Genomic DNA, 25,670 nt, shown 5'->3' with positions numbered 1-25,670 from the left:
CACGCCCCTTAAGAGCCCACCGCATAGACCGCGATATCGACCCGCTTTCCGCTGTTGATATTGAACCCGTTGATCCGGGTCGTGAGTTCCGGCTCCTGCTTCAGGCGCTCGTTTTCGGCCCGGAAATCCCCCTCGAAGCGCTTGTCGACGAAGACCACCCGGCAACCGCCCCGGCGCAGGAAGGCCGCGGCCTCGGCCCCGGTATCCACCATGTCGAGCGTGGTGCCGACCAGGAACACGAGACTGGGCTCGCGGTAGCCCAGGGTGGCGACCTGCGGGTTTTCGCAGGACACGTTGCGGGCGGCTTCCGCCAGACGGTCCGAGATCTTGAGGGAGCGCAGGTCGAGCTGTGCGAAGCCGAAGACGCCGATGGCGAGGAAGGCCGAGGCGACGAAGCTCGCCCACAGGGTGGGGACCATCCGGTTCTTCGCGAAGAGCCACCAGGCCCAGAGGGACAGGAGCGAGGCTGCGAGGAGGGCCGGCAGCGCCCTGAAAGGCGGCAATCCGTCGAAGGACCAAGCGACCGCCGACAGGCCGACGGTGAGGCCCACGGGAATGAACGGGATCAAAATAGTCGCCAGCTTGGCCGCCGGCCGGTGCGGCCCTACGAAATGCCGCGAGATGGCCATGACCGTGACGATCGCGACCGCGGGCAGAAGCGGCAGGGTGTAATGCGGCAGCTTCGTCGGCACGGCCTCGAAGACGATCCAGGACGGCACGATCCAGGCAAGGGCGAAGGCCACCGGCTCCTCGCGGCGGTGCTTCCAGGCGAAGGGCACCGCAATGGCCGCCAGGATGGCGCCGGGCCAGAACGTGGCGAAGAAGGAGAGCAGATAGAAACCGGGCGGGGCCCAATGATATTTCTGCGCCGTCCCGACCTTGCCGAGCATGTCCTGCCCCACCGAGGCCGCGAAGAAGGCGCCGCCGCTCTTGATGGCGATGGCGATGAACCAGGGCAGGACGACGGCGAGCGTGAAGACCAGGCCGAGCCAGGGCCGCAAGCTCAGGAGCCAGCGGGCCGAGCGCTCCTTGTAGGACAGGATGGCAGCCGCGAACCCGGCGAACATCAGGACCAGGGGGCCCTTGATGAGAATTCCCAAGGCAAAGCCGGTCCAGAAGATCAGCAGCGCCCGCCGGGGCAGGGTTCCGGCGCCCCGGCTCAGGTAAGCCCGCGCGAGCCCGCCCATGACCGCGACGGAACAGGCCGTCAGCATGGCGTCGGTCTTGGCAAGCCGCGCCTCCACCATGAGGATCACGCAGGTGGCCATCAGGGCGGCGGTCAGGAACGCCCCTCGCCTGCCGAAAAAGGCCAGCGCCGCCCAATAGGTCAGCAGGACGGCGGCGATAGCGCCGAACAGGGAAGGTATCCTGTACAGCGCGATGGTCGTCCGCGCCTCCGGCACGCCGAAGGCCTGCCCCATGGCGACGCTGGCACTCTGCATCCAGTAGATGCCGACCGGCTTCTTGTGCCGGGCCTCGTCCTGGAACCGGATATCCACGAAATCGCCCGTCTCCAGCATCTGCTTGGAAGCTTGAGCGTAGCGCGGCTCGTCCCGGTCCATGGGCTGGAGCGTGGTGAAGCCCGGCAGAAAGCAGACCAGGGAAAGCAGCACGAGAACGGCGCAGATGCGGGCATGGCTCCGCTCGACGACGCTCGTCAGCCGGTCAATGGAAAAGTGGCGAAAGGACACCCGATGCTGCGGGATAGAGCCGTCCATCAATCACTCCGGGGCGGGAAAGCCGTCGTGCCGGCAGGATTCTCCCAAAGGCACAGGTCGATCAAGCGGGCTCATGTCCCCCAATCCCGGCGGGAAGTCAAATTGACGGAAGGTAGCGGCACGCCCCGAGGAACAGGCATGATCGCGCCGGCATTGCCTGAATGATCGGCTCGAAGTCTGGAGGAAAAGCCATGAACAGGTCCGCCCGCTGGTGCGGTGTCGCCCTTCTGCTGCTGTCGGCGGCTCCGGCTGCGGCCCTTGACCGCCCCGTGGTCTGGCGGGACGAGGAGACGGGCTGCGCCTACCTGCTCACTCCACAGGGCGGCATCGCGCACCGCCATCGCCGGGACGGAGCCATCGATTGCCCGGATGTCGCGGCGAGCACGGGGGTGATGGAGAACATGGCACGGGAATTTTCCCGCGGCCTGGAAGCCCTCCGGCGCGAGATGGAACGCCTTCGCGATCGCTATGAGAACCGTCTCTGAGCCTTTTGCCGCGGTTCGACGGGCCCCGGCGGCCCGCCCCTCTCCGGGCGGACCATGATCCGGGACCGGCATTCCTATCGGAACCAGCCGAAATAGAGAGCCCAGAGGCTCGGCGAGCGGATTCCGCGCACGCGGCGAGCCGCCTCATCGGCGCGCATGGCTTCACCGCCATGGCAGGAGCACAGGACGATATGCGCGTCGTGCTCGGAGATCTGGAAGAAATCGACTGCGTCTCCGAATGTGTCGCTGCGTAGCCCTGCCCGGCGGAGGACCGGGTCCGCATAAGCCACCGTGAGGGCGGATCCATCCGCTCGCAGGGCGAGGCGCTGGGCCCTGGGCTTCCATTCGATTTCATCGAGGGTTTTCAGTTCCCGGTCGGGTGCCCGCTCGAGAAGTTCGATCCAGCGGTCGAGGCGCTCCCTTTTCGACAGGACCGGCGCCTTGACGTCATCGGGAACCTGCAGATCGGCGACATGGCTGAGTTCGGACAGAGGCCTGTGTTCCATGCTCCCCTCCTTGGCGGAAGAGCGGTTTCGAGCCCACCAGCTGGAGGCTCAACCGTGATGCCCGCGCAAAAGTTCGCGAGCGTGCCGTCCGGGAGTGCTGATATTTTGAGCAGGCCGCCGCGGCATCAAAGCGCCTTCAGCATATGAATGACGGCCGGAGCGCCCAGGGACACGCCCGACAGGAACAGCAGGACGAACACGACCCGGCGCATCGTGGCCGGGGAGATTGGAGGCGGCCAGCGGCGGGCGGCATGGGTCGCGCCGATGACCACAGGAATGGCGAGGAGGCCCGTCAGCGTCGACAGGGACGGGAGGTTGCCGGAGAAGGTCACGAGGCTGGTTCGGAAGACGGCGTTGAGCGCGAAGATCGACACCAGGGTTTCGCGCACCATCACCTGCGGCATGGGCTGCCGGTAGAAGTGATAGACGAGCGGCGGCCCAGCGGTCGAGAAGAGCCCGCCCATGAATCCGCCGATCGTGCCGAAGAAGAGGAACGAACCGTCGCTCGATCTCCTGGCGAGCGGTTCGGGCTTCAGGGCGAGCTGCAGGCTCGAGGCGATGATGACGAGCCCGAGGATCAGGCGAAGAAGATCCGCGCGCGTGCCATAGAGCCATTCCAGCATGCCGTAGCCGACGAAGATCATGGGAAGGCTCGTCAGCATCACGAGGCGGAACTGCCGCCAGGCGACCTCGCGCCAGCCTTTCAGGAGCATCTGGGAGGCATTGACGAAGGTGAGCACGCTCACGATCATCGCGGCGTCGGGGAGCGAGAGCACGCCGGTAAGACCGACGCCGCCCATGGTGATCAGCCCGAAGGCGAAACCCGTGAGGGTCTGGATATAGGCGGCGGCTCCCGTGAGCGCCAGAAACCCGATCAGTTCGACAAGCGACATGCCCCAGAACAACCCCTTAGGCAGCCGCCCATGCCTCATCCGGAGCCGCCGCCGTCAGGCTGCAGGATTCAGAAGCGGGAAGAGCGATGCGTCTGCTCGTGGTGATGGAGCGGACGCATAGAGCATCGGATCCGAAAGGGGAATGGCTTTCGGACCCGATGCTCGATTTTCGGAAGGCAAGCGGCGCGGCGGAACCGTCAGGCGGTCGCCGAGTGGTCGTGGTCGGTTCTGGTCGTGCCCATCAGCTCAGCGAGGCGGTTGCGGGCGCGGTTCACGCGGCTCTTGATCGTTCCGACCTTGACGCCCAAAGCCTCCGCGGCATCCTCGTAGGACATGCCCTCGGCGCCGATCAGGATGATCGCCTCGCGCTGCTCCTGCGGCAGCTTGTCGAGGGCGCTGGAAAGATCCTGAAGCGCCAGCTTGTCCTCCTGGTCGGGGATTGCGACCATGCTGGCGGCATGCGTCCCATCGCCGTCCTCGACCTCGCGGCTGGTCTTCCGGTGCGTGGAGTAGAAGCCGTTGCGCAGGATCGTGAAGAGCCAGGCCTGCAGGTTCGTGCCGGCCTCAAAAGTATCCTGCTTGGTGAGCGCCTTGAGCACCGTATCCTGAACGAGGTCCTCTGCCTGGTCGACCTTTCCGGTCAGCGAGAGGGCGAAGGCGCGCAGGTTCGGCAGCGCTTCCATCACGCCGTTGACGAACTCCTGGTCGACCGGCTCCGTATGGGCACGGATGACCTGGGCCACGCGCTCGGCAAGGCGTGCGAGATCGCGCGGGAGCTTATCCTGGGCGGGATCGCCATAGAGGGCACGCAACTGCTTTCCGAGATGCAGCCTTACGGCGGCGCTCAGCGCAGCTGCCGAATGAGGAGCTTCGGAATGGGGCAACTCGGAGTGGTTCTTGGATTTCTCGGACATGCCGGATTATGTGGGGCGGACCTGCGGCATTTAAATATCCGGGCGACATATCGACCAAGAGTTTTTTCCGAGATGCTTTCATGGCCGAGCCTGCCGCAGGACGATGCGGCGGCGACGGGACTGAGCTATAGCCTCAAAAAGTCATGGCGAAACCATGGCGAACGATCGGGAGCGTAAGGGTGGCTCACTATCTCGGCATCGATGTCGGCACTTCGGCGGTGAAGGCCATTCTCGTGGACGAGGGGCAAAGGACCGTCGCGGAAGCAGCCATTCCTCTCGAGGTGTCACGTCCGCATGCGCTGTGGTCGGAGCAAGACCCCGAGGCTTGGTGGCAAGCGGTGCAGGCGGCCATGGCCCGGCTCCATGCCGAGGCCCCTGCCGCCCTCGCCGACGTGCGCGGCCTCGGCCTTGCGGGACAGATGCACGGCGCAGTGCTGCTCGACGGGACCGGCCGCCCTCTCCGCCCCGCCATTCTCTGGAACGACGGGCGCTCCTTCCGCGAGGCGCGCGACCTCGGCGAAAGGCATCCCGAACTCTCCCGCGCCGCGGGCGTGATCCCGATGCCCGGCTTCACGGCGCCGAAGCTCCTCTGGCTCGCCCGGAATGAGCCGGAAACATTTCGCGCCGTCCGCAAGGTCCTTCTGCCGAAGGACTATATCCGCCTAAAGCTGACCGGGTCCATGGTGACGGACCTGTCCGATGCGGCGGGCACATGGTGGCTAGACGAAGCCCGCCGCGACTGGTCCGATGCGGCTCTTTCCGCTACGGGTCTGACCCGCGATCACATGGCGCGCCTCGTGGAAGGCTCGCAGGCTTCTGGGACGCTCCTAGCCGGGATCGCCCGAAGATGGGGCATGCGCGGCGATGTCCCCGTCGCAGGCGGCGCAGGCGACGCCGCGGCCGGTGCGGTAGGCCTGGGCGCCATCGCGGATGGAGCGGCCTTCATATCGCTCGGCACATCCGGGCAACTTTTCGCGACCACACGGGAATTCAGCCCGGCCCCGGAATCCCTGGTCCATTCCTTCTGTCACGCGCTGCCTGGGCGGTGGTTCCAGATGGCGGCGATGCTGAATGGAGCGAGCTGCCTGGCCTGGGCGGCCCATCTCCTGAAGCGCGACATCGGCGCGTTGCTGCAGGACGTCGAGGCTGGCTTTCGCGAGCCGTCCCGCCTTCTCTTCCTGCCCTATCTCGCCGGAGAGCGGACGCCTCACAACGACCCTCATGCGCGCGGCGTGTTCTTCGGCCTGTCGCCCGAAACCCGTCAGACGGATCTGGTACAGGCGGTTCTCGAAGGTGTCGCCTTCAGTTTCGCCGATGCCAAGGAGTGTCTGTCTCGGGCCGGTACGCCCCTTGCCGCTGCGGGCATGATCGGCGGCGGCTCGCGCAGCGCGCTCTGGGCGAGAATCTTCGCAAGCGTGCTGAATGTTCCCCTGGCTCGCTACGAAGGCGGCGACAAGGGGCCTGCCTTCGGCGCGTCGCGGCTGGCGCGGCTGGCGGTCACGGGAGAATCGCCGGAGGCCGTTTGCCTGCCTCCCGGTGTTCTGGAGACGGTTGAGCCTGAGCCGTCTCTCGTGGAGCTCTACGCCCCAAGGATTGAATCCTTCCGCAGCCTGTACCGGGCCATCAAGCCGGAATTCGCGCGCCTTGCGATGGAATGACGTCGATGGCTCACGCCGAGGAAACGCCGAAGCCTCTTGGATAAAGCCTCTTGGATTCCGGGCCGTCCCGTGCTGCTTAAGCACGATCCCTTCTTCGTATCGCGATAGGACCGCGTCAGGAGCTTTCCTATGATCTTGGTGACGGGTGAAGCCCTGATCGATCTGTTCATCGGGACCGCTGTGCCGGCAGGCTTTCCCGCCGAGGCCGTGGCTGGCGGCTCGCCCTTCAACGTCGCCATCGGGATCGGGCATCTCGGTCGGTCCGCGGCCTTCCTGTCCACCCTGTCGGAGGATGTCTTCGGCGAGTTTCTGGCCAGGAAGCTCGCCGAGGCCGGCGTCAGCTCGTCCTATATCCAACGCTGTCCGAACGTCACGACGCTCAGCGTCGTTGCGACAGGTTCCTCAGGACAGCCGAACTACTCCTTCTACGCCCCGAACAGCGCGGACCGCGCCCTCACGCCGGAAGCCTTGCCCGCCGCTTTGCCTGCGGATGTGAAGGCCATCGCCGCAGGCTCCTATGCGCTCGGCGTCGAGCCCATCGCGACCGCCATCGAAACCCTTCTGCGACGGGAGGCGGGATCGCGCGTCATCTCGCTCGATCCCAATGTCAGGCCGCGCGTGGTCGGGGATCTCGGAGCCTACCGGGAACGGTTCGAGCGCCTGCTGGCCCATGCCGACATCGTGAAGGCGAGCGACGAGGACATCGCGCTGCTCTATTCCACGCAGGATCTCGAAGCGGTGGCCCGAGACTGGCTCCGGCGCGGCCCGAAGCTCGTCATTGTCACGCGCGGCGAGAAGGGCCTGCTCGCTCTCTTCGGGGACAAGGTGGTGGAGCGAGCCTCTCCGAGGGTCGATGTGATCGATACCGTCGGCGCGGGCGATACCTTCCACGCCGCCCTCCTCTCCTGGCTCGATGCCAAGGATTGGCTCACGCCTCGGGGCATTGCGGGACTGAGCGGGGCTCAGGTCACGGCAGCCCTCGATTTCTCGGCGGCGGCCGCCGCCATCGTCTGCACGCGGCGCGGCGCCAACCCGCCTTCCTGGGCGGAGGTCGAGCGCTTCATGGCCGCACGCTCCTGATCGCGAGGGACAATTCCATGACGCAAGCCCAGCCCATCCTCCCTCCACTCGGCATGTCCTGGCGCTCCAACCGTTTTCATCGGCAATGGCTGTTCGAACAGGCAAGCCGCCTGTTCGACTTCTTTCAATACGCCGCCATCAACCCGGCAGGAGGCTTCTTCGATCTCGACGATGAGGGGCGCCCCCTCGATGTCGTCAATCCCGTCCGTCAGATTCACTGCACCACGCGTATGGTGCATTGCTTCGCCATCGGCATCCTGCTCGGGCGGCCCGGCTGCGACGCGGTCGTGGATCACGGCATGAGCTATCTCTGGAACGCCCATCGGGATGCGCTGAACGGCGGCTATGTCTGGTCGCTGGACGACGATGGCCCCAAGGACGACACCAAGCAGGCCTATGGCCATGCCTTCGTGCTGCTCGCCGCTTCGAGCGCGAAGGTGGTGGGGCACCCTCTGGCGGACCGCATGCTGCAGGATGTCACGCAGGTTCTGGAGGAGCGCTTCTGGGAGGAGCGGCACGGAGCAGTGACGGAGGAATTCTCCCGCGACTGGCAGCCCTTGAGCCAATATCGCGGCCAGAACTCCAACATGCACCTGACGGAGGCCCTGATGGCCGCCTTCGAGGCGACGGGCGAACGCGCCTATCTCGACAAGGCCGAGCGCATCGCTGGCCTCATCATCGGCCGCCATGCCGCGTCTCTCGGGTATCGGGTCGCCGAGCACTTCGATGCCGACTGGAGCCTCGACAGGGACTATCGCGGCCATGACATGTTTCGCCCTTTCGGCACGACGCCGGGTCACTGGCTGGAATGGGCGAGGCTCTTGCTCCAGCTCTGGGTTCTCGGCGGACGCCGTCACGCGTGGATACCCGAGGCCGCCCGCGCGTTGTTCCGGCAAGCCGTCGCGCTGGGGTGGGACAGGGACAAGGGCGGGTTCTTCTACGCTCTCGACTGGAACGACGAGCCGAGGCTGCCGCAGAAGCTCTGGTGGCCCTGCGCGGAGGCCATCGGCGCGGCGGCCTTCCTGAGCGAGCACTGCCCGAGCGATATGCACGAACAATGGTATCGCACTTTCTGGGGCTTCGCCGACCGTTACCTGATCGACCGGCACAACGGAGGATGGCGGCCGGAACTCACCGCAGACCTGAAGCCCGGAGCGACCTTGTTCTCCGGCAAGCCCGATCTCTATCACGCGCTGCAAGCCTGCCTGATCCCGCTCTTCCCGGCGACCGGCAGCCTGACCAGGGTCATCCCGGAATCGCTTGCTCAGGACTGAGCGAGGTGGCGCTCCAGCGCATCCCTCAGGGGCATTCCGGACTGCGCTCCGGCTGTGAGGCAGGATAGGGACGCTGCGGCGCAGGCCCAATTCATGGCGCTGGCGATCTCCATTCCCTCGGCAAGGCCGCTGGCGAAGACGCCCACGAAAGTGTCTCCTGCACCCGTCGTATCGACCGGCGCAATCGGGCGGGCGGAGGCATGGATCTGCCTCCCGTCGCGGGAGACGGCATAAGCGCCCTGCGCCCCGGCCGTGACGATGCAGGTCGGCCCGAAGTCGCGGGCAAGGGCGGCCGCCGCCGTGAGATAGTCGCTTCCGGTCGATAGGCCCGCGATCTCGGCAATCGCCAGCGCCTCGTGCTCGTTCACGACGAGCATGTCCGTGACCTCCAGGAGTTCGGCCATGCCCGAACGGTCCTTGACCGGCGGAACCGGCGCGAAGTTCCAGATGACCTTCACCCCCGCCCGGCGCGCCCTTGCCGCGACCTCGAAATTCTCGGACAGGGACACTTCCATCTGAAGAACCAGCACGCGGGCCTTGGACAAAAGGCTGTCCGGCAGGTCGGCGGAACGAAGCGCCATGTTGGCGCCGCTCGCGACGGTGATGGCGTTCTCTCCCAACGCGTCGACCGTGATGAACGCGCAGCCGGTCGGCTCATCCGTGACCCGGACGGCCCGGATATCGACGCCGTTCTCCTCCAGGTTCCTCAGGCACGCGTTTCCGAAAGGGTCGTGGCCGACGGCACCGGCCATGGCGACGCGCACCGACCCGCCCCGGCAGGTACGCGCGGCGGCGACCGCCTGGTTGGCCCCCTTGCCGCCGAAGAAGCTGTCCGCCCGGCGCGACAGAACGGTTTCGCCCGGCCTGGCGATCCGCTGGACCCGTGCGACGAGATCCATGTTGATGGAACCGAAAATGACGATCATGCCGCCCTGCCCTTTATGGAGGCGCATTCCTTACCATTCGTCATCCGAACTTGGCGAGATCTCATGAGATCACCGCTCCCCCGCCAGGGCCGCTTGAATTGCTCTCGCATGGTGGGACAGTCCATTTCGAGGTTCGGCGCCGTCCTGAAGGCGAACCCGATCCGGCTCACCGCGCCATGGTTCAAAAAAAACCATCCACAGCTTAATTCCCCCTGCACCTCCTGAAGGGATCATGCCCGGGAACCAAGCAGAGTGCCTCAACATTTGACTCGCAGGCAGGCGTAGCAGCGGTAAACTGTCATGAGAATCAAAGATAGTTTACCTCGCGTAGGTAGCAGAACAGGCTTTGATGGGCAGGCAGGCTGATCCTCTTTCTCTGGATCGCGGAAATTCACCGCCCGCAGCCACTCGCTCTCGCATCCCCGTGTCGATCGCAAGTTTCCACCCCAGACGCCTCTGCGCGGCCCCTGGGTAGTACCTCTGCGCAGTTTCGAAACCCGGAGTTGGTCATTGAGCAAGCATCATGAGAAGCAGAGACGCAAGACCCGCCGCTCCCTTGAAACAGCGCAGGTCTTCGACCTCACCGGATCCAAGTTCCAGGCCGAGCGCAACCCTCCGCCGATCAAGCCCCTCAATGCAACGCAGGACGATTATCTCGACGCCTTGAAACGCAACCCACAGATCGTGGTGCTCGGCCCCGCGGGCACCGGCAAGACCTGGATCGCGGCGACCTACGCCGCCGACCTTTTCCGCCAGAGGCGCATCCGCAAGATCATTCTCACCCGACCCAACGTCCCAAGCGGCCGCTCGCTCGGCTTTTTCCCGGGCAGTCTCGAGGAAAAGTTCGGACCTTGGGCCGCCCCGGTCATCGAGGCCATCAAGGAGCGCATCGGCACGGCTGCCTACGACATCGCGGTCAAGAACGGCGATATCGAGATGGTTCCCTTCGAGGTCATGCGCGGACGGTCCTGGCGCGATGCCTTCATTCTTCTGGACGAGGCGCAAAACGCGACTCCGGCCGAAATGAAAACCTTCCTCACCCGGATCGGAGAGGATTGCACGGTGGTGATCAATGGGGATGTGAGCCAGTGCGACCTGCGCGAGACATCGGGTCTTCGCACGGTCATCCACCTGATCAAGTCTCAGATGCTGCCCGTTCCGATCATCGAGTTCACGCTCAACGACATCGTGCGGTCGGGCTTGTGCGAGATGTGGGTGCGCGCATTCGAGGAGGTCCACTGCTGACGCAGTGGACCCGGATCGTTTTCATCAGTGAAGGAAGCTAAGAGCCTCAGGCCAGCTCGATGGCGCCGACTTCGGGACCCTTGCGGCCATCGACGATGGCGACGCGGACGGCCTGACCCTGATCGAGCTGGCCGAGGCCGGCGCGCTCGACGACGGAAATGTGCAGGAAAAGGTCCTTGCTCTCACCCTCGACGGACACGAAGCCGTAGCCCTTCACGGGGTCGAACCACTTCACGGTGGCGGGCACCTCCGGCGGACCGCTGACCGGCCGGGGACCGGCCGGACCCGTCGGGCGGGCCGGACGAACCGGACGTGGGGCGCGCGGCGGCTCCGGTTCGGCGGTGCTGGCGTCAACGCTGACGATTTCCTGCACCTGCGGCCCTTTCTGGCCCGCACCGACCCGGATGACCAGGGTCGTGCCGGATTCGAGGGCGGAATAGCCCGCAGCCTCGACCTGCCGGATATGCAGGAACGCCTCGCCGGAACCGTCGGTCATTTCGACGAATCCGAAACCCTTCTCGGGATTGAACCACTTCACCCGTGCCTCGGTCTCGGGTCCCGAGGCCGGGTAGGAAGTCTGCCGCATGGGCCGTTCATAAGATGTTGGCGGAGCGAAATCGCCCCAGTGATCTTCGGGTTGACCGCCAAATTGACGTCGGCGATCACGGTGATCATTTCCCCGGCCCATCAGGACTGCCTTCTAAAGTCTCAAGTTTCGTAAACGCCATAGGCGTAGCGCCCTCAACCATTGAGAGCAAGACGATAACTACTCATACCTAAACATTTCACGCAAGGTCCCAAAACGGCGGCTAATACGGATTGTGCAGTCCAATTCCCCGTTTTCTGCCCATCCATCATTGCATCTAGGACATAATGACTATCGATTGACGTCCGCAACATTCACCCAGGGCATGGATTACGGTGTCATTCGCACTGCACGGAGAATGATAGGCCCCATGGGCGGATGCCCTGATCGAAAGGCCGCGGCACGGACGACCCCGCCTCGGACGGACACGGTCTGTGCATTCCGGCCCCTTGCCTGATATAGCCTTGGCGGCTGATGGGATGCGAGGGCGGCCCTTATGGAACTTGGCGTTTATACTTTCGGCGAGCTGACCAGGGATCCCGCCACCGGGTATATGCTCTCTCCCGCCCAGCGCCTGCGCGACCTCCTTGAAGAAGTCGAGCTGGCCGATCAGGTCGGCCTCGACGTTTTCGGCCTGGGCGAGCACCACAGGCCCGATTACGTGGTCTCCGCGCCGGCCGTCGTTCTCGCGGCTGCCGCGGAGCGGACGAAACGGATCCGCCTGACGAGCGCCGTGACGGTGCTCAGCTCGGACGATCCGGTGCGTGTGTTTCAGTCATTCGCGACCCTCGACCTCCTATCCGCCGGACGCGCGGAAATCATGGCCGGACGCGGCTCTTTCATCGAATCCTTCCCGCTTTTCGGCTACGATCTTGAGGATTACGACACGCTCTTTGCCGAAAAGCTCGATCTCCTCCTGAAGATCCGGAACCAGGAGCGTGTCACGTGGTCGGGACGGCATCGGGCCGGGCTGACGGACCAACCGGTCTATCCCCGCCCGGTCCAGGACCCTATCCCGGTCTGGATCGCGGTCGGCGGAACGCCTCAGTCGGTGGCGCGCGCAGGCGCGCTGGGACTGCCGCTGGCGCTTGCGATCATCGGCGGGCAACCGGAGCGTTTCGTTCCGCTCGTGTCGCTTTACCGAGAGGCGGCAAGACGCGCCGGGCGCGATCCGTCAACGCTCAAGGTCGGCATCAACACCCACGCTTATATCGCCGACGAGTCCCAACAGGCGGCGGACGAGTTCTTTCCCGCCTATGCCCAGGTGATGACCCAGCTCGGGCGCGAACGGGGGTGGCCGCCCACCACCCGACCGCAATTCGACGCCATGCGCGAGCCCCGTGGAGCGCTGGCCGTGGGCAGCCCGCAGGAAGTGATCGACAAGATCTTGTTCCAGCACGAACTTTTCCGTCATGATCGCTATCTGGCGCAGTTCAGCGTCGGCACCATGCCGCACCGGCAGATCATGCGTTCCATCGAGCTCATGGGCACCAAAGTCGCTCCGGTCGTTCGGGCGGAGATCGCACGCAAGAACGCCGTCGCGCCTGCGTAAAGGGGCGGGCCTTTACTTCGATTCGTCTGGGGGGCTACGATAAGCTGTTTTTTTATAACCTAGGATAGTGAATCGGGCTGGGAACTTCGCTTAGACTGGGCAAAGCCGATTCGAAAAACGACGTTCGCAAGGCGCTATATGACGCGCCTTCCCGATTGGAGGGGCTATGCTTGAAGGTCAGAGAAAGCGAGTCCTGATCGTCGAAGACGAGGCCATGATCTCGATGCTCATCGAGGACATGGTTCTCGATTTCGGATGCGAAATCGTTGGCCCCGCTGCGCGGCTGGACCATGCCCTGACTCTCGCCCTGCAGGCGGAAATCGATGTTGGACTTCTCGATATCAATGTCGATGGATCGGTCGTCTTTCCGGTCGCCGATGTCCTGCGGTTCCGCGGCATTCCCTTCATCTTCTCGACGGGCTACGATTTCCGCGCCCTCCCCGAACGCTTTCGCGGATGCCCGACTCTCTCGAAGCCGTTTTCCTACGATCACTTCGCTCAAACGCTCCGCAAATCCCTCGCCGGGACCTCAGATACATCCGAAGTCGTCTGAAGCATCGGCTCCGAAGAAAGGCCTCTTTCGGATTCCTCTTGCGACGTGTCTTTCACGGTGACGCGAAGGATCGCGCTAGGCGATTCCATCTCGACAAAAGGCGCACTCATCCGATATCCGCCTGAATCGGCAAACGCCGTCGGCAAGCCGTTACAGGCTTGGGATGAATCTCATCACGAAACTGGGGAATCGATCGCGCGATCTGGAGAAGGTCGTGCCGTGTCCCATTTAGAACTCCGACGACCTTGCCCATGACACGGCAGTACGGCCCAGAATGCCCGGGAGCGACTTGAGATTATGAATGCCAAAACGCCAGATGGCCCGTTTCGCATCGGACGATCGGAAACCGGCCTTGGCCTGTTCGCGACGGATGCGATCGAAAAAGGAACCTTCATCATCGAGTATGTCGGCCCTCGGATCACGAACGAGGAGGTTCAACGGCGCCGGAACACGCGGTACCTCTTCGAGATCAACGACCGCTGGACCATCGACGGTTCGCCGCGATGGAACACGGCGCGCTACATCAATCATTCCTGCCGCCCGAATGCCGAGGCGACCGTCTCCAGGGGCAGAATTCGCATCAAGGCCATCAAGCGGATCAAACCCGGCGACGAGATCACCTATAACTACGGCAAGAATTATTTCGAGACCTTCATCAAGCCGTTCGGTTGCCGGTGCCGGTCCTGCTTGCGCAAGCGCGCGAAGGCGGAAAGCCTTTGAGGGGTCAATCCGGCCTGAACTCAGCAACGGTCCGTTTCGCGCCCGTCTCATAGAGCTTTGTCAGGTTCGCTGTGACGGCTGTGGTGAAGCGCGGATCCTGAGGCAGATCATCGCCGAAGATTTCACGCACCGCGAAAAGTTCACGAGCGAGGCGCTCGGCAGAACCCTCGGAGCGCTCGGCCAGCTCCCGCAGACGAGGCGCCATGGGATCGCGCACGTCGATGGGCGCCCCCTTCTCGTCGACGCCGGTGACATAGCGCATCCAGGCAGCCACCCCCAGCGATAGCCGCCCGATGGGTGCGTTCACGAGAAGACGGTCGCGAACGGTCCCGAGCAGGCGCTGGGGCAACTTCTGCGATCCATCCATGGCGATCTGCCATGTGCGGTGCTTGAGGGCCGGGTTCTTGAATCGCTCGATCAGCGCGCGCTTGTATGATGACAGATCCGCCCCCGGCGGCATGTGGAGCGTGGGAGCGACCTCATCGTCCATGAGCCCCTGGATCAGGCGGACGAAGGACGGATCGCCCATGGCGTCCGCGACGGTTTCATAGCCGGAAAGATAGCCGAGATAGGCCAGTGTCGAATGGCTCCCGTTCAGGAGCCTGAGCTTCATGTGCTCATAGGGCTCGACATTGCCGACAAACTCCGCCCCCGCCTTTTCCCAGGGCGGGCGGCCCAGCGGAAAATGGTCCTCGATCACCCATTGGGTGAAAGGTTCGGTCACGACCGGCCAGGCATCCTGGACGCCGAGGGCCTGTCCGATCCGCTCGCGATCCTGATCGCTCGTCGCCGGCACGATCCTGTCGACCATGGTCGAAGGACAGGATACCTGCTCGGCCACGAAGCGGCCGAGCTCGGGATCGACCAGCTCGGCCATACGGGTGAGGACCCGGTTCACCGTGCGCCCATTGGAGGGGAGATTGTCACAGGAGAGAACCGTGAAGGGTGGGTCCCCGGCCGCGCGGCGGCGGCGCAGCGCCTCGATGATGAAGCCCGGCGCCGACCGTGGGATTTTCAGATAGGTGAGATCGTGCACGATGTCCGGATGCTTCTCGTTCAGGGCCCCGGTCGCCGGATCGTGGCAATAACCCTTCTCCGTCACCGTCAGCGTGACGATGCGTGTGGCGGGGTTGGTCATCACGTCGAGGAGGCTGTCGCTCGCTCGCGGAGCGACAATGACGCGGCGGATCGCCCCGATCACCCGGAGCGCCTCCCCCTCCTGCGAGCGCACCGACAGGGTGTAGAGGCCCTGCTGCGGATCGAGGGCCTCGAAGGTGTCCGGGCTGCGCAGGCTCGCCGCGACGATGCCCCATCGCGGATCAGCTGCCAGCACATCGTCGGTGTAAACAGCCTGGTGGGCCCGGTGGAACGCTCCGACGCCGAGATGTACGATCCCCGTCGAAACCGCACTCCTGTCGTAGTCCGGCCGCCGGATTCCGGCGGGAAGGCTGGAGAGCGCGGCCTCGTTCAAACGCTTTCTCATCGGATCCTCAATGGGCCGGTTGCTGCTTGGCGCGGGTGACGATCTGGGTCGGGTTGACGAAGCGCAGGGCGATGATGAGCCAGACCAGGGTCGTGACCATGTAGATCACGGCCATGGCGTCGATGGACTGGACGGCGCGCACGCCCGCGGCGAACACGGCGTAATAGAGCGCCACCACGAGGGTCTGGCTGGTGGGCCCGGCCACGAGGAAGGTGAGCTCGAACATGGCGATGGTGCGCACGAGCACGAGCAGCAGCGCCGCCAGGATCCCCGGCATGAGCAGGGGCAAGAGCACGTGGACGAAAAGCTTAAAGGTGTTGGCCCCGAACACCCGGGCGGCCGCCTCGATCTTCGGATCGATCTGCTCGATGAACGGGATCATGACCAGGATCACGAAGGGCACGGTGGGCACGAGGTTGGCCGCAACCACGCCCCAGAAGGTACCGGCGAGCCCTGTCTGGTAAAGCACCGTCGCCAGCGGAATGCCGAAAGTCATCGACGGGATCATGAGCGGCAACAGGAAAAGCAGGACAAGGAGCTTCTTGCCCGGAAAGTCGCGGCGGGCCAGCGCGTAGGCGGCGGTGACGCCCAGCACGCCGGAAATGAAGACGACGGCCCCGATCACCTGAAACGTGACCATCAGGACATCCCAGAGCTGGAACTCGCTCCAGGCGGAGGAATACCAGCGGGTGGTCCAGCCCGCAGGCAGCCACGTGCCGAGCCAGCGGGTGGCGAAGGAACTCGTCACCACGGTTGCGATCATCGCCAGAAGATTGACGACGAAAAAGCCGACGGTGGCCCAGACGGCTGCAGCCCATAGCTTGGCGCCAAGCGTCGTATCGCGGATCATCGCTTCACCCTTTCGCGCCGGAGGCCGGACCGCGGTAGAACAACCCGCGCGAGGCGAGAACCGCGACGACGATGGCGAGCTGGACGACACCCATGATCATCGCAATCGCCGCGCCCATGGAATAATCGTATTCCTCGAAGGCGGCCTGCGCCGCCGCAATGGAGATCACGCGGGTAGGGCCGGCCGGCTCGCCGAGAAGCACAGCGGACGGGAACACCGAAAAGGCCTGCACGAAGGAAAGGCAGAAGGTGATCGCCAGACCCGGCATCAGCAGCGGCAGATAGACATGCCGAAAGCGCTGCCATGCGCTGGCGCCGAGGGTCGCCGCCGCCTGCTCCAGGGCCGGATCGATGCCGGTCACGTAAGAGAGGGTCAGAAGAAAGGTGAAGGGAAAGCCCGTGATCAAGAGCGAGGCGAACACGCCCCAGTAGTTATGGACGAGCTTCAAGGGCTGGGAGATCAGGCCGAGCGTCATCAGGGTGCGGTTGAACCATCCCTGAGGGCCGAGATAATTCAACAATCCTTCCGCCACCAGCACCGTACCGAGGGTGATCGGCAGGACGAGGATCGTGGTCAGAAGGCGCTGATGGCGCATGAGCCGCACGCGAAAAGCGATCGGAATCGCCAGAAGAAGATTGAGCAGCGTGACGGGGATCGCCAGCCAGAGCGTCTTCGCGATGGTCTCGTAGAGAAAAGGATCCGAGAAGAAGCGCCTGTAGTTGGAGAGCCACTCGCCGCCCCCTTTCGGCTCGAAGGAGAGAACGAAGCCGAAGGCGAAGGGATAGACGAACAGCAGCAGGCTGAAGACGGCCGCGGGAACGACGAGCAGGGTGACGGCGTCGAAGCCCTTGGCCGCCAGACGCTGGCGCAGGCTGGGGCCCTGTTCGACGGCGGGGGCGTGGGCGAGGACATCCATCAATGTCTCCCCTGAACGGGCTCAGCGAAAACGAGCACGCGCTCGTCATCCGCCTGCAGGTGCACCGTCGAGCCCGGCTCGACCTGCTGATGGGACCGGAACACGAAATCCAGGCCGCCGGCCGAATGGGCGGTTCCGACGAATTCCCGCCCGCGATATTCGATGGTGTCGACCGTCGCGGCGATGGCGTTCCGTCCCCCATCGCCCACGACGAGATCGTCCGGACGGATCGCGGCATAGGCCACGGCCCCGGGCGTTACCCGCTCCTGAACGATGCCGCTGATCCGCGCTCCCTCCACGTCGAGCACCGCGCGGCTTCCTTCGACTGCCACGACCTGCCCTTTCAGCTTGTTGCGGAAGCCCATGAAATCAGCCACGTCGAAATGGGCCGGCGTCTCATAAAGCTCCTTCGGCGAGCCGACCTGCCTGACGGCACCGTCGCGCAGGACGACGATCCGGTCCGCGAGCGACAGGGCTTCGTCCTGATCATGGGTCACATAGATGGTGGTGGCCCCGAGCTCATTGTGAATGCGCCGGATTTCGGCGCGCATTTCCAGACGCAGCTTGGCATCGAGATTGGAGAGCGGCTCGTCCATGAGCACCAGCGGAGGCTCGATGACGATGGCGCGGGCAATGGCCACGCGCTGCTGCTGGCCGCCGGAGAGCTGCCCCGGCAACTTGTGCTCCTGCCCCTGGAGACGGACGAGGCTCAGCGCCTCGTCGACCTTGCGGTCGATCTCGGCCCTGGGCCTGCCGCGCATCTTCAGGCCGAAGCCGATGTTCTGGCGCACGTTGAGATGGGGAAAGAGCGCGTAGTTCTGGAACACCATGCCGAACCCGCGCTCCTCGGGACGCAGCGTATCGACCCGGCTCTTGTCGAGCCAGATCGCTCCGCCCGTCACAGGCAGAAGACCCGCGATGCAGTTCAACGTCGTCGACTTCCCGCAACCGGAAGGGCCGAGCAAGGCAATGAACTCGCCCCGCCGGATCGTGAGGGAAACGTCGCGCAGGGCGTTGAGCGCCCCGAAGTCGCGGCTGACGCGGTCGAGCCGGACTTCATCGAATTGGGAAAGGGCTATGGTCATCGCGGGTCCTTGGGTCTCGACTTACTTGCGCTTGGCTCCGCCGACCTGCTCGTCCCACATGCGGAATGCGACGACCATCTGCTCGGGCTGCAGGGGCACTTCGATCGGGTTCTCGGCGATCCACTTCTCGTATTCGGGACGGCCGAACTCCTTGATGGCGGCCTGACTTTCCGAGGGCGCCATGTCGAGGGTCACACCCTTCACGGCCGGGCCGGGATAGAAATAACCCTCATCGTAGGTATAGGCCTGTTGCTCCTTGGTGAGCAGGAAGTTCATGAGATCGAGAAGAACCGCGACCTTCTCCTCGGGAAGTCCCTTGGGGATGCACATGTAATGAGCGTCCGCCACCCAGTGGAAGCCTTTGAGCGCCGCCACCTTCGCCTCCTTCGGCACCACGCCGAGCACGCGGGGATTGATGTCCCAGCCGGTGGTGGAGACGGTCATGTCGCGGGAACCTTCTCCGAGCTCCTTCATCACTGCGCCGGTGCCGGAGGGATAATACTCGATGTTCTGCCCCAGCTCCTTCAGATACGCCCAGGTCTTGTCCCAGCCTTTGGCGGGATCCTGCGGATTGCTGTCGCCCAGGATGTAGGGGAGGCCCATGATGAAGGTGCGCCCGGGGCCGGAATTGGCCGGGCGGGCATAAAGGAAGCGGCCCGGATTGGCCTTGGTGTAGGCAAGCAGTTCCTCCGCCGTGGTCGGCACGGTCTTCACTTTGTCGGGCATGTATTCCAGCAGCGGGCCCGAAGGATAATAGGTGACGACGACGCCCTGCCCCTTGGCGAGCGCCTGCATCTTCGCTGCGGCCGGCAGATAGATGTCGTCGAGTTTCGGCAGGCTCCCCGCATGACCGGGAATCAGGTCGACCCAGAGTTTCTGCTCGATACCGGCGGACAGCGCGTCGGTGCCTGTCAGCACGAGGTCGATGTCCACCCGCCCGGCATCCTGCTGCGCCTTGATCTTTCCGGCGAGTTCCGGAGCCGTGGCCTTGGTGAAGGCGATGCGCGAAACGACGTTCGGTTTCGCCTTGCGGTAGTTCTCGATGGCTTTCTGCGTCAGCGCCAGATTGCCGGCCACATCGATGATATTGAGGGTGACGGGGCTCGTCGGCAGCTTGGCTTGCGCGAAGCTCGCGCCTCCGAAGGCTGCAACGCCCGCGGCGCCCGCAGCGCCGCCTACGAAGGTCCGTCTGGTGATCAAGGTCCTCATGGTCTTCCTCCCGTTTCTGTGCGACACGGCTCTTGAGCGGCCATGTCCCGTCTCACAGCTTGTAAGCCTCCTTCGCGAGGCGATAGGCGAGATCGTAGGCCACCTCGTGCGCCTCATCCTCGTCGAGGCGATGGGTTGCCACGAGCCCTGCGAGAAAGGCGCAATCGACGCGACGGGCCATGTCATGCCGCGCCGGGATCGACAGGTAAGCCCGCGTATCGTCGTTGAAGCCGACCGTGTTGTAGAACCCTGCGGTTTCCGTCGTGAGTTCGCGGAAACGCCGCATGCCCTCGGGGGCATCGAAGAACCACCAGGCCGGACCGAGCTTCAGCGCCGGGTAATGGCCCGCGAGGGGCGCCAGCTCCCGCGAATAGCTCGTCTCGTCCAAGGTGAAGAGGATAAGCGTGAAGTTGCGCTCGTTGCCGAACCTGTCGAGCAGGGGCTTGAGCGCCCGGACGTAATCAGTCCGCGACGGGATGTCGGCGCCCATGTCGCGGCCGAAGCGGCCAAAAAGCGCCGCGTTATGATTGCGGGAGGAGCCGGGATGGATCTGCATGACCATGCCGTCCTCCAGGCTCATGGCCGCCATTTCGGTCAACATCTGGGCCCGGAACAGCTCGGCATCCTCAGGCGTCGCGTGACGCGTGGAGACACGCCGGAACAAAGCCTCGGCATCCGCCCGCGAAAGATCCGCCGTCTGCGCCGTGGGATGGCCGTGATCGGTCGCGGTGGCTCCGAACTCGCGAAAGAACGCCCGCCGTTTGCGATGCGCCTCCAGATAACCGTTCCAGCTGAACGTATCGCAGCCCGTGATCTCCCCGAAGCGGGCGAGATTCTGCCGGAAGCCCTCGAAGTCCGGATCGACGACGGGATCCGGCCGATAGGCCGTGACCACCCTGCCCCTCCATCCCGATTGCCGGATCGCCTCGTGATGTTTCAAGGGATCGAGCGGGCTCTCCGTCGTCGCGATGGCCTCGATGCGGAAGCGCTCGAACAGCGCCCTCGGGCGGAATTCCGGCTGGCGCAGGGCCTCGGCGATCCGGTCATAATAGAAATCGGCATTGGCAGCGGAAAGACGTTCGGCAAAACCGAAGAGGGTTGCGAAAGTGTGATCCAGCCATGCGCGCGTCGGCGTGCCCCGGAACAGATGGTAATGCGCAGCAAAGCGCCGCCAGATCGTCCGCGGGTCGCGCTCGACGGCACTGCCGTCCTTCGTCGGAATGCCGAGCTCCTCGAGCCGAACGCCCTGGCTGTAGAGCATGCGGAAGATATAGTGATCGGGGATGACGAACAGCGCCGCAGGATCAGGGAAAGCTTCATTCTCGGCATACCAGCGTGGATCCGTGTGGCCGTGCGGCGAGATGATCGGCAGATCCCGGATCTCCGCATAAAGCCGACGCGCAACCTCGCGGGTCGCGGGCTCTGCAGGAAATAGCCGGTCCGGGTGGATCAGCATGGCGCTCTCCCTCGGCCCTTCGTCCTGCTTGTCTGCATGTTTGAAGAGCCTCATTGCCTGAAGCTTAAAACGATCTCCAATGCTTTGCAATGGTCTACTAGTATGGTAGTGTGCCACTTATGAATGAACCCGCCCCTCTTGCGAAGCTCGACATCGCCCGTGAGCCGATGGCCCGCCAGGTCGCCCGCGCCCTGCGGCAAGCCATCGTCAGCATGAAGATTTCACCCGGTGAGATGCTGTCCGAGCAGGATCTCGCCCAGAAGTTCGGTGTAAGCCGCTCCCCCGTGCGCGAAGCCCTGATCAAGTTGAGCGAGGCCGGGCTCGTCCGTGTCCTGCCGCAGCGGGGCACCCAGGTCGTCAAGATTTCGAAGGCCGCCGTGGAGGATGCACGCTTCATTCGGCAGGCCGTGGAATGCGCCGTCGTCCGAGAAGTGGCGCTAAAAGCCACTCCCGCCATCCTGGCCGAGTTGAACGCAAGCCTGACCCGCCAGCGCCGCGCCCAGCGCGGCACCTCGTCCGACGATTTCCTGGCGCTCGACGAAGAGTTTCACCGCCTTCTGGCCGAGGCGGCCGGGCGCCCTGTCGCCTGGCGCATGATCGAGGACGTGAAGCCCCAGATGGACAGGGTGAGATATCTCGACGTCAAACAGGCCACACCGCGCCATACCATCGTGGCGCAGCATGCGATGATCGTCGAGGCCATCAAGGCGGCCGATCCTGTTGCGGCGGAACGGGCGATGCACGAGCACCTGAGCGAGATCCTGCGATCCCTACCGGAGTTGGCCGCAAGATACCCGGATCTGTTCGAGCCTGAGGATGCCGCGCTTGCGGAGGCAATCAGCGCGTGACGTCCACAAAAGACCCATTCCAGCGGGCACGTCCGATTGTGTCCCTTCTCGAGAGGCAACGTCATGGAACAGACTTGGCGCTGGTTCGGCCCTGAAGATGTGATCGAGCTGCCCCATATCCGCCAGACGGGGGCAACGGGAATCGTGACCGCGCTGCACCAGATTCCCTATGGTGTCGTCTGGAGCGTCGAGGAGATCGAGAAGCGCAAGGCGCTCATCGCCGCCGACGCATCTCTCGGCCTGCGCTGGAGCGTGGTCGAAAGCCTGCCCGTTCACGAGAGCATCAAGATCGGCGAAGGCGACCTGACGCCCCTGTTCGACAATTACCGCCAGTGCCTGCGCAATCTAGGGCGCTGCGGGATCACGACCGTCTGCTATAACTTCATGCCCGTGGTCGACTGGACGCGTACGGAACTCGCCCATCCTCTTCCGGGCGGTGGGACGGCGCTGCGCTTCAATCTGCACGAATTCGCGGCTTTCGATTGCCACATGCTGGAGCGCCCGGGGGCGGAAGCGGACTATTCAGACGACATTCTGCGCCGCGCCAGGGAATGGCATGTCCGCTCGTCCGAGGCGGATCGGCGCACGCTTCTTTCGAACATCATGGCGGGCCTGCCCGGCGCCTATGATCGCTACGACATCCCAGGCCTGCGCGTCATGCTCGACCGGTATCGGGACATCGACGCGGCGGCCCTGCGCGCCAACCTGGCCCGTTTCCTGCGCGAGGTAATCCCGGCGGCGGAAGAGGCCGGAATCCGGATGTGCATTCATCCCGACGATCCGCCACGTCCGCTCATGGGCCTGCCGCGCATCGTCTCGAATGCGGACGACATCGCCTTCATCCTCGACGCCGTGGCCTCTTCCGCCAACGGCCTCACCCTCTGCAGCGGTTCCTTGGGCGCCAATCCCGCCAATGACGTTCCCGCCATCGCGCAACGCTTCGCGAAGCGGATCTGGTTCGCCCACCTGCGCAACGTCGCCAAGGAGCCGGACGGATCCTTCATGGAGGCGGACCATCTGGGCGGCGACACGGATATGGTCGCCCTGGTCACGGCGCTGCTGGAAGAACAGAAGCGCAGGAAGGATGCCGGCGAGCCGCACTGGCGCATTCCGATGCGACCCGATCACGGCCACGAGCTTCTCGACGATGTCGGCAAGCCTACGCATCCCGGCTATCCGGCCATCGGCCGTCTCAAGGGGCTGGCCGAACTGCGTGGCGTCATGAAGGCCGTTTCGGCTCTGCGCAATCTTCCGCTCTGATATCGCAGCTTCACCCGAGCAGATTCTTCACGGTTCGCAGGAATATCCGCGTTCCTATACCGATGAGTTCGTCCGGAAAATCATAGTCTGGGTTGTGCAGGCTCGGATGTTTCTCGCCGGCCCCGAGGAAGAACATGGCGGCAGTAGCCTTTTCGCCGAAGCGTCCGAAATCCTCCGAGGCCCGCATCGGCAGATTGCCCCGATCATAGGCAATTCCCTCGGCCTCCAGAGCCCGGCGCAGATGTGCGACCGCTTCAGGCGCATTCTCGCAGTGCCGGAAGATGTCGTCATAGGTGATCTCGACATCGAGACCTTTCTCGCCTGAAACGCTTCGCACGAGTTTTTCTGCGCTCGAACACAATTCGTCCATGCGGTGATCGGTGAGCGTCCGCAGGGTCGCCCAGATCTCGGCTCGACCGGGAGCGACGCCGAAGGCCGGTTCGCCGATCCTGGCATGGGTGACCGTCACCATCGCGAAGCTCTCTTCCAGAGGGCCGCCGCTTCCGAGAGCCGTCAGCTTCGGCATCAACGCGGCGACGGCATCGACCGGAGAGAGGCCGAATTCGGGCATCGAAGCGTGTGCGGTCTTGCCGCTGAGCACGATGCGCATGCCGCGAGAGGCGCAGTTGACCGGCCCCTCCTTCAGCGCAACCTTGCCGAGCGGGAGCCCTGGAAGATTATGCAGGGCGAAAGCGAAATCGGGCTGGACCTCCAGAAAGCGCGGATCGGCGATGACGGCGGCGGCACCGGATCCGTCCTCCTCCGCAGGCTGGAACAGCAGAACGACCCGACCGATCCGGGGGCGCTCCCTGCCGAGAGCGCGCGCCAAGCCCGCCAGCACGGCCATGTGCCCGTCATGGCCGCACAGATGCCCCTTGCCGGGAATGCGGGACCGATGCGCGATCTCTGAGGTCTCCTCGATCGGCAGGCCATCCAGCTCGGCGCGGAACATGAGCGTGGGACCCGGCTCGCGGCCCTCGTAGATGGCGGCGAGCCCGTGGCCGCCCAAACCGGCGATGAGGCGGTCGGCCCCCGTCTCGCTCAGAAACGCCTCCACCTCCTTGGCCGTCCCGGCTTCCTCGCGCGACAACTCGGGCATGCCGTGGAGCTTGCGCCGGAAGGCTACCAGATCGACCAAGTCCCGATCGGTCAGAATCATTTTTTCCCCCACGCAAGCGTTTTTCGAGAGAAAGGAAAGCCGGACCCGTTGCGCTTCAGCCCCATTGTTATGGCTGCGGAATTTCGCATATTCAACCGTCGGCCTCGCAACTCTGCACCAAAGTGAATTCCCCTTTCAAAGCCTTTGCTCTAGGGTCCCCCTCCATTCGCTGTGCGATGCTTCAAGGCTGCCCGTTTCATGAACCTTTTCGTCTTCGGTCTGGGCTATACCGCCCAGCAGTTCATTGCACTCTACCGCCATCGTTTCACGGAGATCGGCGGCACGGTTCGCTCCGCGGAGAAGGCGCAGGCTCTCGCCTCTACTGGCATAAAGGCCTATCACTTCGATGGTTCGGACTTCGATCCCGGCATCGTGGACCGGCTGTCCCAGGCCGACGCCCTCCTGGTCTCCGTTCCGCCCAAGGGTGAAACGGACCCGGTGCTGGAGCAGTTTTCTAAAGTTATTGCCTCGGCGCCCCGCTTGCGCTGGGTCGGATATCTGTCGACGGTCGGCGTTTATGGCAATGCCGATGGCGCCTGGGTGGATGAGACGACCCCGCCCAACCCGGCAACGCTCCGCTCGCGCCAGCGCATCGCCGCAGAACGCCAATGGCTCGCCATCGGCGAGAATGCTCCCTTCTCCGTGCAGATTTTCAGGCTCGCGGGCATCTATGGCCCCGGCCGCAATGCCCTTCTGAAGATCGTGGACGGCACCGCTCAACGCATCGTCAAGCCCGGCCAGGTGTTCAACCGGATCCACACGGAGGACGTCGCCCAGGTTCTCATGGCCTCCGTCGCCCACCCGAACCGCAATGCCATATATAACGTCACCGATGACGAGCCGGGACCGCCGCAGGACGTGATCGCCTATGCGGCCCAACTGCTCGGGCGTGAGCCGCCACCGGAAGTGCCCTTCGATCAGGCGGATCAGAGCCCGATGGCGCGCTCCTTCTACGAAGACAACAAGCGCGTCCGGAACGAACGGATCAAGAAGGAGCTCGGCATCGCGCTCCGCCATCCGACCTACCGCGACGGCCTCCGCGCGCTCATCAATTCAGGCGAAGGGCGGTAATCCGGGAGACTTTCCCTCCCTCACGGGAGAAGGAGACCCCGGCAGCACGCCTACCGCTGCGTAAATTCCATGCACGGCAGAGGCCATTTCGGGGAGCAGAGCTTCAATTCGAGGCTCCGGCCTGCCGATCGAAGAGGCATTGTCGACTAACGAACCATCACCGAACCAGTTGCAAATTGGTTCATGCCTGAGCTAGCCTTGTTGCGCTGGAGACTCGAATTGC

General features: G+C 64.3%; 24 protein-coding genes. 11 read left to right on the top strand and 13 right to left on the bottom strand.

The features are described from left to right. Window positions 1-8: 8 nt before the first annotated feature. Window positions 9-1,718: an ArnT family glycosyltransferase gene (locus tag L879_RS21910; protein ID WP_035459848.1), complete on the bottom strand. Its 1,710-nt coding sequence runs from the start codon at window positions 1,716-1,718 to the stop codon at window positions 9-11. Between the two features lie 191 nt (window positions 1,719-1,909). Between L879_RS21910 and L879_RS0116000 the strand changes: the two genes are divergently transcribed. Continuing rightward, a complete protein-coding gene (locus L879_RS0116000) occupies window positions 1,910-2,203 on the top strand; it encodes a hypothetical protein (RefSeq protein WP_035459844.1) in 294 nt (97 codons plus the stop codon). A 74-nt stretch (window positions 2,204-2,277) separates the two neighbouring features. On the opposite strand, the gene L879_RS0115995 is transcribed toward L879_RS0116000, so the two are convergent. The 3 genes from L879_RS0115995 to L879_RS0115985 form a co-directional block, all read right to left on the bottom strand. Further along, window positions 2,278-2,709, bottom strand: a complete 432-nt coding sequence (locus L879_RS0115995) for a hypothetical protein (protein ID WP_027317003.1) — start codon at window positions 2,707-2,709, stop codon at window positions 2,278-2,280. A gap of 125 nt (window positions 2,710-2,834) precedes the next feature. Then, window positions 2,835-3,602 (bottom strand): sulfite exporter TauE/SafE family protein, encoded by a 768-nt coding sequence (locus tag L879_RS0115990; RefSeq protein WP_027317002.1) that lies wholly within the window; start codon window positions 3,600-3,602, stop codon window positions 2,835-2,837. Window positions 3,603-3,799: 197 nt separating this feature from the next. Further along, on the bottom strand, window positions 3,800-4,516 hold the full coding sequence (locus tag L879_RS0115985) for a sigma-70 family RNA polymerase sigma factor (RefSeq protein WP_027317001.1): 717 nt from the start codon (window positions 4,514-4,516) through the stop codon (window positions 3,800-3,802). A 179-nt stretch (window positions 4,517-4,695) separates the two neighbouring features. Between L879_RS0115985 and xylB the strand changes: the two genes are divergently transcribed. From xylB to L879_RS0115970, 3 genes are all read left to right on the top strand, one after another. Further along, window positions 4,696-6,174 carry a xylulokinase gene (xylB, locus tag L879_RS0115980; protein WP_027317000.1) on the top strand — a complete coding sequence of 493 codons (1,479 nt, stop codon included), beginning with the start codon at window positions 4,696-4,698 and terminating at the stop codon, window positions 6,172-6,174. 129 nt (window positions 6,175-6,303) lie between these two features. Beyond that, on the top strand, window positions 6,304-7,254 hold the full coding sequence (locus tag L879_RS0115975; protein WP_027316999.1) for a carbohydrate kinase family protein: 951 nt from the start codon (window positions 6,304-6,306) through the stop codon (window positions 7,252-7,254). Window positions 7,255-7,271: 17 nt separating this feature from the next. Continuing rightward, window positions 7,272-8,528 (top strand): AGE family epimerase/isomerase, encoded by a 1,257-nt coding sequence (locus tag L879_RS0115970; RefSeq protein WP_035459842.1) that lies wholly within the window; start codon window positions 7,272-7,274, stop codon window positions 8,526-8,528. On the opposite strand, the gene L879_RS0115965 is transcribed toward L879_RS0115970, so the two are convergent. Then, on the bottom strand, window positions 8,519-9,481 hold the full coding sequence (locus L879_RS0115965; protein WP_368086325.1) for a ribokinase: 963 nt from the start codon (window positions 9,479-9,481) through the stop codon (window positions 8,519-8,521). The two genes, L879_RS0115970 and L879_RS0115965, sit on opposite strands and share 10 nt — an antisense overlap. A 483-nt stretch (window positions 9,482-9,964) precedes the next feature. Between L879_RS0115965 and L879_RS0115960 the strand changes: the two genes are divergently transcribed. Further along, the gene (locus L879_RS0115960) at window positions 9,965-10,699 is read left to right on the top strand and encodes a PhoH family protein (protein ID WP_027316996.1); all 735 of its coding nucleotides are present in this window, start codon (window positions 9,965-9,967) and stop codon (window positions 10,697-10,699) included. A gap of 46 nt (window positions 10,700-10,745) precedes the next feature. On the opposite strand, the gene L879_RS0115955 is transcribed toward L879_RS0115960, so the two are convergent. Continuing rightward, window positions 10,746-11,285, bottom strand: coding sequence for a cold-shock protein (locus L879_RS0115955; protein ID WP_051435355.1), 540 nt, complete (start codon window positions 11,283-11,285; stop codon window positions 10,746-10,748). A gap of 496 nt (window positions 11,286-11,781) precedes the next feature. Here L879_RS0115955 and L879_RS0115950 point away from each other — a divergent pair, with 496 nt between their 5' ends. The 3 genes from L879_RS0115950 (at window position 11,782) to L879_RS21905 (ending at window position 14,110) form a co-directional block, all read left to right on the top strand. Next, complete coding sequence (locus tag L879_RS0115950) at window positions 11,782-12,837, top strand: LLM class flavin-dependent oxidoreductase (protein WP_027316994.1); 1,056 nt, start codon at window positions 11,782-11,784, stop codon at window positions 12,835-12,837. Window positions 12,838-13,003: 166 nt separating this feature from the next. Next, a complete protein-coding gene (locus L879_RS0115945) occupies window positions 13,004-13,390 on the top strand; it encodes a response regulator (RefSeq protein WP_027316993.1) in 387 nt (128 codons plus the stop codon). Between the two features lie 297 nt (window positions 13,391-13,687). Beyond that, the gene (locus L879_RS21905; RefSeq protein WP_051435354.1) at window positions 13,688-14,110 is read left to right on the top strand and encodes an SET domain-containing protein; all 423 of its coding nucleotides are present in this window, start codon (window positions 13,688-13,690) and stop codon (window positions 14,108-14,110) included. Window positions 14,111-14,114: 4 nt separating this feature from the next. Here L879_RS21905 and L879_RS0115935 read toward each other — a convergent pair whose 3' ends face one another. Genes L879_RS0115935 through uxaC form a run of 6 tightly spaced genes read right to left on the bottom strand, consistent with a single transcriptional unit; the run spans window position 14,115 to window position 21,109 of the window. After that, window positions 14,115-15,593 carry a mannitol dehydrogenase family protein gene (locus tag L879_RS0115935; RefSeq protein ID WP_027316992.1) on the bottom strand — a complete coding sequence of 493 codons (1,479 nt, stop codon included), beginning with the start codon at window positions 15,591-15,593 and terminating at the stop codon, window positions 14,115-14,117. A 7-nt stretch (window positions 15,594-15,600) separates the two neighbouring features. Then, on the bottom strand, window positions 15,601-16,443 hold the full coding sequence (locus L879_RS0115930) for an ABC transporter permease (protein WP_027316991.1): 843 nt from the start codon (window positions 16,441-16,443) through the stop codon (window positions 15,601-15,603). A gap of 4 nt (window positions 16,444-16,447) precedes the next feature. Next, window positions 16,448-17,359 (bottom strand): ABC transporter permease, encoded by a 912-nt coding sequence (locus tag L879_RS0115925; protein ID WP_027316990.1) that lies wholly within the window; start codon window positions 17,357-17,359, stop codon window positions 16,448-16,450. Further along, window positions 17,359-18,444 (bottom strand): ABC transporter ATP-binding protein, encoded by a 1,086-nt coding sequence (locus tag L879_RS0115920; protein WP_027316989.1) that lies wholly within the window; start codon window positions 18,442-18,444, stop codon window positions 17,359-17,361. Before L879_RS0115920 ends, L879_RS0115925 begins: the two co-directional genes overlap by 1 nt. 21 nt (window positions 18,445-18,465) lie before the next feature. Then, a complete protein-coding gene (locus tag L879_RS0115915; protein WP_027316988.1) occupies window positions 18,466-19,653 on the bottom strand; it encodes an ABC transporter substrate-binding protein in 1,188 nt (395 codons plus the stop codon). Between the two features lie 52 nt (window positions 19,654-19,705). Then, window positions 19,706-21,109: a glucuronate isomerase gene (gene uxaC / locus L879_RS0115910; RefSeq protein WP_035459873.1), complete on the bottom strand. Its 1,404-nt coding sequence runs from the start codon at window positions 21,107-21,109 to the stop codon at window positions 19,706-19,708. 119 nt (window positions 21,110-21,228) lie between these two features. Between uxaC and L879_RS0115905 the strand changes: the two genes are divergently transcribed. Together L879_RS0115905 and uxuA are read left to right on the top strand one after the other, a co-directional pair. Further along, window positions 21,229-21,957, top strand: a complete 729-nt coding sequence (locus L879_RS0115905; RefSeq protein WP_027316986.1) for a GntR family transcriptional regulator — start codon at window positions 21,229-21,231, stop codon at window positions 21,955-21,957. Between the two features lie 63 nt (window positions 21,958-22,020). Beyond that, window positions 22,021-23,217, top strand: a complete 1,197-nt coding sequence (gene uxuA / locus L879_RS0115900) for a mannonate dehydratase (protein WP_027316985.1) — start codon at window positions 22,021-22,023, stop codon at window positions 23,215-23,217. Between the two features lie 10 nt (window positions 23,218-23,227). Here the strand turns inward: uxuA and L879_RS0115895 are convergent, their stop codons facing one another. Next, window positions 23,228-24,376, bottom strand: coding sequence for an amidohydrolase (locus tag L879_RS0115895; protein WP_027316984.1), 1,149 nt, complete (start codon window positions 24,374-24,376; stop codon window positions 23,228-23,230). A 198-nt stretch (window positions 24,377-24,574) separates the two neighbouring features. Here L879_RS0115895 and L879_RS0115890 point away from each other — a divergent pair, with 198 nt between their 5' ends. Then, window positions 24,575-25,447 (top strand): SDR family oxidoreductase, encoded by an 873-nt coding sequence (locus L879_RS0115890; RefSeq protein WP_027316983.1) that lies wholly within the window; start codon window positions 24,575-24,577, stop codon window positions 25,445-25,447. Window positions 25,448-25,670: the final 223 nt, after the last annotated feature.

Origin of the sequence: Microvirga flocculans ATCC BAA-817, from assembly GCF_000518665.1 — a bacterium.
GTDB classification, from domain to species: Bacteria; Pseudomonadota; Alphaproteobacteria; order Rhizobiales; family Beijerinckiaceae; genus Microvirga; species Microvirga flocculans.
The sequence above is the reverse complement of the archived record's forward strand: the minus strand, read 5'-3'. Positions and strand labels throughout refer to the sequence as shown.

What these genes read in the sequence shown, in the direction of transcription:
- L879_RS21910 (WP_035459848.1), bottom strand. Translation starts at nt 1,718, where the DNA reads ATGGACGGCTCTATCCCGCAGCATCGGGTGTCCTTTCGCCACTTTTCC.
- L879_RS0116000 (WP_035459844.1), top strand. Translation starts at nt 1,910, where the DNA reads ATGAACAGGTCCGCCCGCTGGTGCGGTGTCGCCCTTCTGCTGCTGTCG.
- L879_RS0115995 (WP_027317003.1), bottom strand. Translation starts at nt 2,709, where the DNA reads ATGGAACACAGGCCTCTGTCCGAACTCAGCCATGTCGCCGATCTGCAG.
- L879_RS0115990 (WP_027317002.1), bottom strand. Translation starts at nt 3,602, where the DNA reads ATGTCGCTTGTCGAACTGATCGGGTTTCTGGCGCTCACGGGAGCCGCC.
- L879_RS0115985 (WP_027317001.1), bottom strand. Translation starts at nt 4,516, where the DNA reads ATGTCCGAGAAATCCAAGAACCACTCCGAGTTGCCCCATTCCGAAGCT.
- L879_RS0115975 (WP_027316999.1), top strand. Translation starts at nt 6,304, where the DNA reads ATGATCTTGGTGACGGGTGAAGCCCTGATCGATCTGTTCATCGGGACC.
- L879_RS0115970 (WP_035459842.1), top strand. Translation starts at nt 7,272, where the DNA reads ATGACGCAAGCCCAGCCCATCCTCCCTCCACTCGGCATGTCCTGGCGC.
- L879_RS0115965 (WP_368086325.1), bottom strand. Translation starts at nt 9,481, where the DNA reads ATGCGCCTCCATAAAGGGCAGGGCGGCATGATCGTCATTTTCGGTTCC.
- L879_RS0115955 (WP_051435355.1), bottom strand. Translation starts at nt 11,285, where the DNA reads ATGCGGCAGACTTCCTACCCGGCCTCGGGACCCGAGACCGAGGCACGG.
- L879_RS0115950 (WP_027316994.1), top strand. Translation starts at nt 11,782, where the DNA reads ATGGAACTTGGCGTTTATACTTTCGGCGAGCTGACCAGGGATCCCGCC.
- L879_RS0115945 (WP_027316993.1), top strand. Translation starts at nt 13,004, where the DNA reads ATGCTTGAAGGTCAGAGAAAGCGAGTCCTGATCGTCGAAGACGAGGCC.
- L879_RS21905 (WP_051435354.1), top strand. Translation starts at nt 13,688, where the DNA reads ATGAATGCCAAAACGCCAGATGGCCCGTTTCGCATCGGACGATCGGAA.
- L879_RS0115935 (WP_027316992.1), bottom strand. Translation starts at nt 15,593, where the DNA reads ATGAGAAAGCGTTTGAACGAGGCCGCGCTCTCCAGCCTTCCCGCCGGA.
- L879_RS0115930 (WP_027316991.1), bottom strand. Translation starts at nt 16,443, where the DNA reads ATGATCCGCGATACGACGCTTGGCGCCAAGCTATGGGCTGCAGCCGTC.
- L879_RS0115925 (WP_027316990.1), bottom strand. Translation starts at nt 17,359, where the DNA reads ATGGATGTCCTCGCCCACGCCCCCGCCGTCGAACAGGGCCCCAGCCTG.
- L879_RS0115920 (WP_027316989.1), bottom strand. Translation starts at nt 18,444, where the DNA reads ATGACCATAGCCCTTTCCCAATTCGATGAAGTCCGGCTCGACCGCGTC.
- L879_RS0115915 (WP_027316988.1), bottom strand. Translation starts at nt 19,653, where the DNA reads ATGAGGACCTTGATCACCAGACGGACCTTCGTAGGCGGCGCTGCGGGC.
- uxaC (WP_035459873.1), bottom strand. Translation starts at nt 21,109, where the DNA reads ATGCTGATCCACCCGGACCGGCTATTTCCTGCAGAGCCCGCGACCCGC.
- L879_RS0115905 (WP_027316986.1), top strand. Translation starts at nt 21,229, where the DNA reads ATGAATGAACCCGCCCCTCTTGCGAAGCTCGACATCGCCCGTGAGCCG.
- uxuA (WP_027316985.1), top strand. Translation starts at nt 22,021, where the DNA reads ATGGAACAGACTTGGCGCTGGTTCGGCCCTGAAGATGTGATCGAGCTG.
- L879_RS0115895 (WP_027316984.1), bottom strand. Translation starts at nt 24,376, where the DNA reads ATGATTCTGACCGATCGGGACTTGGTCGATCTGGTAGCCTTCCGGCGC.
- L879_RS0115890 (WP_027316983.1), top strand. Translation starts at nt 24,575, where the DNA reads ATGAACCTTTTCGTCTTCGGTCTGGGCTATACCGCCCAGCAGTTCATT.